Genomic DNA, 8,409 nt, shown 5'->3' with positions numbered 1-8,409 from the left:
GTGGTTAGAGCAGTCTTATTTCAACGAGGCATCCGTGTTCGGCCGGCCTGGGCAGTTAACTCTTCCTTCTCGGCGTCAGCTAACATCTGGCACATCCGCTCGGCACCAAGTCGAAGGTCATCACGGACCGCGGCGGCAGCCGCCACGGGATCTCGAGCACGGATGCTTTTTAATAGTTTTATATGAGCGGGGAACGATCTGGTGGGCGCTTGCCTCGAACGCCGAAGCGGATTTCCATGGCCAGAAGCGGTCGAACGATACCCATGGCTCGACCACCGATCCTGACGCCAGGCTCTACCGCAAGGGCAAAGGCAAGGAGACGAAGCTCTGCTTCATCGGGCGTGGGCTGATGGAGAACCGCCATGGCCTTCTGGTCGACGCCTGCCTGACGTTTGCCGACGGGCATGCCGAGCGGGCGGCGGCACTCCATATGATCGAACCTCGTGCGGATCGGTCGGCTGCGATCACGCTTGGCGCCGACGAGGCCTATGACGCGGAGGACTTCATCAACGAGTTGCGTTCGATGAGGGTGACGCCGCATGTGGCGCAGAACACGAACGGGCGAAGTTCGGCGATTGATGGGCGCACGACCCGGCACGGCGGCTATGCCGTCAGCCAGCGTATCCGCAAGCGCATTGAGGAGGCGTTCGGCTGGATCAAGACGATCGCCGGGCAGGAGAAAACCAAGTTGCGCGGCCGCGACCGGGTCGGATGGGCCTTCACCTTCGCTGCCGCCGCCTATAATCTGGTGCGGCTGCCGAAACTCATGGCGGCACCGACATGACCGCGCCCGCAGGCTGCCAACTGATCGGCCACTGGCGCATCATCGAGGCCGATCTGTGGGATCGCGGGTATCTCGACCTCGGCGGACCCGCAACCATTACCATTGGAGCCGACAATCACGGCGAAATCGCCTTTGGCGCCCTGCAAGCCGGCCTCGATCTCAGCTACAGTCCCTCGATGGTCTTCTTCGCATGGGGTGGCTGCGACGAGATGGATGAAGTCACCGGCGACGGCCCCGCCGAACTGCTCGACGACGGCTCGATCGAGATCACATTCGCCTATCACAACGGCGACGAAGCCATCCTCAAAGCCAAACGGATACTTCTTCAACAGATGGGGTGATTGGGGTCTCGCCCGAGCCAAATTGAGGGCGGCTGCTCCTGTCGAGATGTGAGAACGTGGTCGATGTAGATCGCCACAAACATCAGGAGGAGCAGCCATGAAGTATTTTGCCGGACTTGACGTGTCTTTGGAAGAGACCGCGATCTGTGTCGTCGACGAGAGCGGCCGGATCGTGAAGGAAGGGCGGGCGGCGAGTGAGCCGAGGGCGCTTTATGAGGCCTTGCGGAAAATCGATCTGCCGCTGGAGCGCATCGGGCTCGAAGCCGGCTCGCTGACGGCCTGGCTTTATGACGGTATTCGCGCCGAAGGGTTGCCGGCGATCTACATCGAGACCCGGCAGGCCAACGCGGCGATGAAAACGATGCCGAACAAAACGGATCGCAACGACGCCCGCGCCTTGGCGCAGATCATGCGCACCGGCTGGTATCGGCAGGTGCATGTGAAGAGCCAGCAGTGTCGGCTCTGGCGATCCCTCCTCGTCGCACGACGCACGGTCCTCAATGAAATGCGGACCATCGAGAACGTCGTCAGGGCGATTCTGCGGGAGGCCGGCATCAAGCTCGGCACTCCAAGCCGTGCAGCCTTTGCTGATCGCGTGCGCGAACTGATTGGCGCAGATACGGTCATCATGGCGCTTGTCGAGCCGCTTCTGGCGATCGTGGCCACGATGTTGCGCGAGTTCGGGCGACTGACAAAGCAGGTCCTCAATATCGCCCGCAAGGAGCAAGTCTGCCGGCGACTCATGTCCGTGCCCGGTGTGGGACCCATCACCGCGCTCGCCTTTCGTGCCACGGTCGATCAGCCGGACCGCTTTCGCCGATCGAGGGATGTCGGAGCGCATCTGGGTCTGACCCCGGCACGCTATCAATCTGGCGAGACGGACATTCAGGGCAAGGTAAGCCGATGCGGTGACGAGCTCGCCCGCACGGCCCTCTATGAGGCGGCTCATTCGTTGCTTGTGCTCAGCAAGAGATGGTCGAGCCTCAGAGCGTGGGGAATGAATGTCGCCAAGCGGCGCGGTATGGCCCGAGCCCGAGTTGCTGTTGCCCGCAAGCTCGCTGTCATTCTGCATCGCATGTGGAGCGATGGGACAGAATTCCGCTTCGGCAAGACACCCGGCCCCGTATCGGCATGAAATAGGGACAACGGACCAACGAGGAGGAATTGATTCCGCCCGAAAGGGCGTGATCCGGATCGTTCCCGTGGGGACGACGGGCAAGGTGATCTCGTTAGCAGGCACGATCCTGGGACGAACTCTCCCAAGGTCGTTCAACAGATTGAGACGCCTCGCTCTACTGACCCCATCATGCGGCGGCCTAACGTCGACCGCGAAGAGAAGCGAGTGACCCGCGGGGCGACATGGTCCGGAAAAATATCAGGAGGAGCTTGACCTCAACGACCCCAATCAGAGAAGCCTGCTAGAGGATGCCGACTCCGAAATGCCGCGTGTGGGCTACATTCAGGATTCGATTGATCAAACTCGAGTAACTGTGTCCGGCAGTCCTCGCGGCCAAGGCAAAAAAGCCAGTCGGGCGAATGCCTGGCATGGGGTTAATCTCCAGGACAAAGGGCTTACCGGAACGATCGATCCGGAGATCGACGCGGGCGTAGTCCCGGCACTGGCATGCGCGGAAGGTGGCAATAGAAATATCCCCCAGCAGCTTCGCAAGGCTGCTCTCGATTGGCGCGGGGCAAATGGGGGGCGGCACCGCGATCGCCTTCTTCTTCATTTCCCAAGTGAAAAGTCGTGTCTCGCATTCGCCAAACTCTTGCTCCACCGGAGGCAGCACCTCGAGCTCTTCGTTTCCGAGCAGCGCGACAGCGATCTCTCGCCCGTCGATATATTCTTCCACGAGCGCATCCTGCCCATACTGGGCGACGATCACCTCCACGGACTGCCTTAACTGAGCAGGCTCATGGACGAGCTGCACTCCCAAGCTGTCGAATGCGAAGCGTGGCTTCACCACTACAGGGAATCGCAGGTCGCCGGTACTCTCTGTGCCAAGACGCATCACGCAAAAGTTCGGCGTCGGCACCCCGCAGCTGCGGATGAGCATCTTGGCAACTACCTTATCCTCCGTCAGCCCTAACCCGAGAGGGCTTGATCCTGTGTATGGAACGCCGGCCAACTCGAGCATGCCCGGAACGTGGGTGTAAGGACACTCGCCCTGAATTCCATTCGCCCAGTTGAAGACGATTCCCGTTGGGCGGACTTGCGGATCGGGTGGCATGAACCGCTCGAGCCTAGCGAGCAGTCCTTTGTCCCCTTCGCAGCTCATCGTCTGGTGACCGGCCTCTTGCAGTGCCGCTACCAAGCTTTTTTCCGTCCCGAAGCCGGCGTATTGATCCGGACGAGGCTGGCCGAACCGATTGATCACGCCCGTATAATCATAGTTACTAACAACGGCGACCCGCATGAGTTACTCCTCAATGTTTGCACAATATGCTCGGATTTGTTTGACTGATAGCGACAGCCGTCTGGCATATCGCAACCCCGCAGATGCGGCCGGCCAACCGGCGGGGGGGATTCCCGGCTTCTCGGTTGAACGCCGCCTGCATCATGGTGCAGCGCGTTGGCGGCCGTCGGCTCGTGGCGCGCAACTAACGCGACACGGCTGACTGCAGGGCCGCGTCGTCCATCTTTGCTGCGAAGTGGAAGAACCCATCTGCATCTTACAGGCCTCGCTACAGCTGGTCGGAAGCGAAAGGAACAAAGCTGCTGCTGGGCGAATGGCAGCGGACGCGGTGGCGGGACAGCACTCGCAAGTGCAGAGCCTATCACATCCGTTTGAGAAACTTTCATGTAGACCTCTTCGGCCGGAGACTGTGGCACCGCAACGGTGGTAACAAATCCTTAAGCACGTCCCCCGCATTCGGCGTGCCAAACAAGAGGTGCGCGAGTAAGAGGGGCAAAATCACGGGTTCGCGCCGGCAAAGGCCGTAGACATGCGCCTCAGTGCGTCAGGTTCCGAACACAAATAATGTGCAACCGGACACAGCCCAAGTGTAAGCGGGCAGCTCAAGCCGTTCAGCTCTGGTAGTTCCAGGGCAAGAGGGCGTCGATATCGCTGTTGGGTGCGTATTTCAGACGATCGTGAGCACGGATTTCACCGCATCGTGAGCACGGATTTCACGGGATCATGAGCACGATTTCGGGTGATCGTGAGCAGCGATTTCAGACGATCGTGAGCACCTTTTCGGAGGTGCTGGACGCTTCGGCCGACAACTCAGCCTGTCTACAGGATGCCTCGTTCAAAACGAGGAAGCCTGATGCCAACCCAGAGATTGTCGATGTGCCGGATCAGAGAAGTTTTACGTCTAAGGCATGTCCTGGCCCTGACCGAGCGTGCCATCCCGCACACGCTCGGGGTCAGCAATGGCGTCGTGCATGATTATCTGCGGCGCGCCCATCTTGCCGGGCTGAGCTGACATAACAGTCCGAAGTGCGCATGCGAGTTTGGCGGATGCGCACAGGAATATCCCTCACCGTTTCGCCGATTGATCGCCAACGCTTGAGCGCGCTGATCAGGGATCGCAATGCGCCGCAGAAGCACGTCTGGCGGGCCGAGATCATTCTGTCTAGCGGCAACGGTGTGGGCACCGTCGAGATCAAACCGGCAAATCCAAGACCTGCGTATGGCGCCGGCAGCAGCGCTTCGCTAAGGAAGGCTTCGAAGGATTGTTGCGCGACAAGACGCGGCCCTCGCGCATTCCGCCTCGCGGGCCTGAAGTAGCCGTGGGGTGTGGTGTCGCTGACATTGCAGGACCCGCCTGGCGAGACGACGCACTGGACCGCCGACATGATGGCAACCGCGGCCAGCATCAGCCCGAGTGCGGTGCGTCGCATCTGGAAGGCGCACGGGCTGCAGCCGAACCGCTGGCGGCAGTTCAAGCTCTCCAACGATCCGCAGTTCGTCGACAGACTGCGCGACGTCGTCGACCTCTATGGTTGATCCGCCTGCTCAACCATCGTGCTGTCGGTCGACGAGAAGAGCCAGATCCAGGCCCTCGACCGCACCCAGCCCGGCCTACCCATGAAGAAGGGTAGCTTGGCACCATGACCCACGACTACAAGCGCAATGGCACGACCACACTGTTTGCGGCTCTCAACGTGCTCGACGGCACCGTTATTGGCAAGAACATGCAGCGGCATCGGCATCAGGAATTCATCCGCTTTCTCAACTCCATCGACGCCGAGGTGCCGACCGGCAAGGCCGTCCACGTCGCCCTCGACAACTACGCCGCTCACAAGCACCCCAAGGTGCGTGCCTGGCTCAATCGCCATCAGCTTCAACGCCGTCGAGGGCTTCTTCGCCAAGCTGTCGAAGCGACGCCTCAAGCGACGCGTCTTTCAATCTGTTGTCGACCTGCAGGCGGCCATCAACCGCCCACAATCGACAACCCAAACCCTTCTCCTGGACCGCCGACTCCTAAATCATCGCCGCCGTCAAACGTGGGCACCAAATGTCAGATTCAATCCACTCTCATGATTGCTGACGACGGCCTTTGGCGTAGAAATTGGCCCGCCGAACCCGATCGGCGGTCGGGGTATTTGTACGGCGGATATGACAGGCGGGACTTGAACGTCGGTCAACAATCTCTCATCCGCGGGTCGGGCCGCATGAGCTTGTTTCGTTTGGGGCTGCCTCTGATGGCGAACGTCGAGGCTCATAGTGGAGACGAGGGCTCCCCGGCATTGTTCCGCCTCCAGCGCCGCATATCGCACCGAGGCTGATGTCTGAGTTTTGCGATCTCCTCTGCTGGCTGTCTTTCAAATACTGGTCACGCCGCCTTTGGCCCGGATTGAACCGTGCAGGCAATCGACCAGATGAAGCCTACCATCTCGCGTGCGATGGCGACATTGACGACGTTGGCGTTCTTGCGGCGCGCGCTCAGCCGACGAGATTCGGGTGCACAGTCGTACCAGCGCCTTCCACCCGATATCGCGAACGACTCTTGGCAGCGCCTCGATGACAGGGGAACGGGTCAGGGGTCGGTGATTGCGCTTTTGGCCAATATCTACCATTACTGCTTCGATCTTTGGGCGGAGCGCTGGAGACGGCGGGAGGCCCGGGGGGCATGATCGTCGTGCGCTACGCAGACGATCTGGTACTCGGCTTCGAATATGAGGGCGACGCACGTCGCTTCCTCGATGCGATGCGCGACAGGCTTGGGAAATTCGCACTGTCACTCCACCCGGACAAGACCCGCCTGATTGAGTTCGGCCGCTTTGCAGCGACCGACCGCAAGCGGCGAGGGCTTGGCAAGCCGGAAACCTTTGCGTTCTTAGGCTTTACCTTCATCGGTGGTCGATCCCGCCGTGGTAACTTCCAGCTTCAACGGAAGACCCGGCGCGACCGCATGCGAGGAAAGCTGAGGGACATTAAGGCGGAGCTACGGCGTCGGATGCATCATCCCATTCCTGAGCAGGGGAAATGGTTAAGGCAAGTCGTGGCTGGCCACTTCGCTTACTATGCGGTCCCGACCAATAACCGGGCGCTCTCGGCGTTCCGGCGTTATGTGACCGACCTCTGGCGGCGGAGGCTTCGGCGGCGCAGTCAGAAGGACGGATTCACATGGGAACGCATGGCGAAGTTGGTCGCTGATTGGCTTCCTCCGCCCCGCGTCCTTCATCCCTGGCCAGACGAACGCTTTGACCTCAGACACCCGAGGTAGGAGCCGGATGCCTTGGTTGGGCGTGTCCGGATCTGTGCGGGGGCGGCCAGTAATGGCCGTCCCTACCGCGATAGCCTGAGCAGGCCTCGAAAGTGAAATTGCCGATGCCGACCTAGTACCTCTGCACAGAGATTATGACTCTTTGACGGTTGGCTTTGGGTAGGCCTTGGCCATTTTGAGGCGGGCCTGTTGGGTTGAGAACATCCAGTTGATGCGGGCGCCACTGGCGTTTCGTTGGTGTTGCCAGGCGGCGACCTCGGCGACGAGGCTATCGCGGCTTTCGATGCGACGGTCGAGGCACTGGCTGCGCAGGACGCTGATCTCGATCTCGACCATGTTGAGCCAGCTGGCGTGCTTGGGCGTGTAGTGAAACTCCAGCCGTCGCAGGATGCGTCGCGCCTGTGATGGCGGCAGGGCCTGATAGAGCGCGGCGGGCGAGTGGGTCGACAGATTGTCGAGGACGACCCGGATGCGCTCGGCCTCGGGATAATGGATGTCGACGAGGTCGCGCATGCAGTGGGCAAAGTCGTCGGCCGCGCGCCGCTCGGTGACCTTCACCTTGCGCCATGAGCGGTGCGCGTCGAGGAAGACGAACAGGTTGGCGGTGCCGTTGCGCTTGTACTCGCAGTCATAGCGCTCCAGCCTGCCCGGTGCGGCTGGGATGGGCTGGCGCACTTCGCCTATGAGCTGGGTCGGGCTTTCGTCGAAGCACACGACCGGCCGCGCCGGATCGGGTGTCTCGGCATAGAGGTCGAGCACATCCTCCATGCGCGCGACATACTCGGCGTTGACCTTGGGAATGCACCACATGTCCTTGCGCCACGGCTTGAGATCGTTCTCGGCCAAGCGCCGGCGCACTGTCTCGCGCGACAGTTGCTCATGCTCGGTCAGCTTGACGAACGCGTCGGCCAGCAGCTCCAGTGTCCAGCGGGCCCGCCCGGGCGGCGGGTTGGAGCAGGCGGTGGCCACCAGCAAGGCTTCCTCCTTGCCGCTCAGCTTGCGCTCCGCGCCGGGGCGCGGCTCTTCGCTGAGCGCCGCCTCCAGACCCATCTCCACGAAACGGCGCTTGGTGCGGTAGACCGTGGAGCCGCCGACCACCACCGTCGTCGCAATGGTCTCGTCGCTGTGGCTGGCATCGGCGGCGAGCAGGATCTGTGCCCGCTTGAGCTTGCGCGCCGGATGCTTGCCGCTGCGCAGTATGCTCATGAGTTCGTCGCGTTCGGGTTGGTCGAGATCGACGCGATAGCGTATATTCATCCGGATGGCCTCCTTCGGGTGCGGAGGTTCCGGATGAATCGACAAATGAATCAATTGCTTGACCGACAGCCGCCTGCCCGACCCCGATTCACCGACAAACAGGGGCAGTATCTCGCCTTCATCTGGGCTTACATGCAGGTCAACCGCCAGCCGCCGGCCGAACGCGACATGCAACGCTTCTTCGGCGTCACCGCGCCTTCCGTCCATCAGATGGTGCTCACCCTCGAGCGTGCCGGATTGATCCGCAGACAGCCTGGTGTTGCACGAAGCATCGAACTGCTCGTCGAACCCGATAGCCTACCCAGGTTGCAACCCATCGAACCTGTCAAATCCTCTGTGCAGAGCTACTAG

General features: G+C 61.2%; 7 protein-coding genes and 2 pseudogenes. 7 read left to right on the top strand and 2 right to left on the bottom strand.

Going from position 1 to position 8,409, the window contains the following annotated elements:
- The 3 genes from MESCI2_RS01000000135645 to MESCI2_RS0125550 all read left to right on the top strand — a co-directional run.
- Positions 1 to 784, top strand: a 784-nt coding sequence (locus tag MESCI2_RS01000000135645; protein ID WP_430981686.1) for a transposase, incomplete at its 5' end; no start/stop codon positions are given.
- A complete protein-coding gene (locus MESCI2_RS0125555; protein ID WP_027038964.1) occupies positions 781 to 1,125 on the top strand; it encodes a hypothetical protein in 345 nt (114 codons plus the stop codon). The genes MESCI2_RS01000000135645 and MESCI2_RS0125555, both read left to right, overlap by 4 nt.
- Positions 1,126 to 1,222: 97 nt before the next feature.
- Positions 1,223 to 2,260: an IS110 family transposase gene (locus MESCI2_RS0125550; RefSeq protein WP_027038963.1), complete on the top strand. Its 1,038-nt coding sequence runs from the start codon at positions 1,223 to 1,225 to the stop codon at positions 2,258 to 2,260.
- Between the two features lie 283 nt (positions 2,261 to 2,543).
- Here MESCI2_RS0125550 and MESCI2_RS0125545 read toward each other — a convergent pair whose 3' ends face one another.
- A complete protein-coding gene (locus MESCI2_RS0125545; RefSeq protein ID WP_027038962.1) occupies positions 2,544 to 3,542 on the bottom strand; it encodes a D-alanine--D-alanine ligase family protein in 999 nt (332 codons plus the stop codon).
- Between the two features lie 853 nt (positions 3,543 to 4,395).
- On the opposite strand from MESCI2_RS0125545, the pseudogene MESCI2_RS1000000138170 reads away from it, so the two are divergent.
- The 3 genes and pseudogenes from MESCI2_RS1000000138170 to MESCI2_RS01000000135635 form a co-directional block, all read left to right on the top strand.
- Positions 4,396 to 4,551 (top strand): annotated as a pseudogene (locus MESCI2_RS1000000138170) (IS21 family transposase); the annotation flags it as partial.
- Between the two features lie 38 nt (positions 4,552 to 4,589).
- Positions 4,590 to 5,559: pseudogene (locus MESCI2_RS01000000135640) on the top strand (IS630 family transposase).
- Positions 5,560 to 6,204: 645 nt separating this feature from the next.
- Positions 6,205 to 6,801 carry a reverse transcriptase domain-containing protein gene (locus tag MESCI2_RS01000000135635; RefSeq protein ID WP_155936676.1) on the top strand — a complete coding sequence of 199 codons (597 nt, stop codon included), beginning with the start codon at positions 6,205 to 6,207 and terminating at the stop codon, positions 6,799 to 6,801.
- Positions 6,802 to 6,933: 132 nt separating this feature from the next.
- On the opposite strand, the gene MESCI2_RS0125515 is transcribed toward MESCI2_RS01000000135635, so the two are convergent.
- The gene (locus tag MESCI2_RS0125515; RefSeq protein ID WP_027038787.1) at positions 6,934 to 8,058 is read right to left on the bottom strand and encodes an IS630 family transposase; all 1,125 of its coding nucleotides are present in this window, start codon (positions 8,056 to 8,058) and stop codon (positions 6,934 to 6,936) included.
- Between the two features lie 45 nt (positions 8,059 to 8,103).
- On the opposite strand from MESCI2_RS0125515, the gene MESCI2_RS0125510 reads away from it, so the two are divergent.
- A complete protein-coding gene (locus MESCI2_RS0125510; protein ID WP_032901297.1) occupies positions 8,104 to 8,409 on the top strand; it encodes a LexA family protein in 306 nt (101 codons plus the stop codon).

This window comes from Mesorhizobium ciceri WSM4083, assembly GCF_000519305.1.
Taxonomy (GTDB): Bacteria; Pseudomonadota; Alphaproteobacteria; order Rhizobiales; family Rhizobiaceae; genus Mesorhizobium; species Mesorhizobium ciceri_B.
Note: the sequence above shows the minus strand (reverse complement) of the source record. Positions and strands in the feature narration are given on the sequence as shown.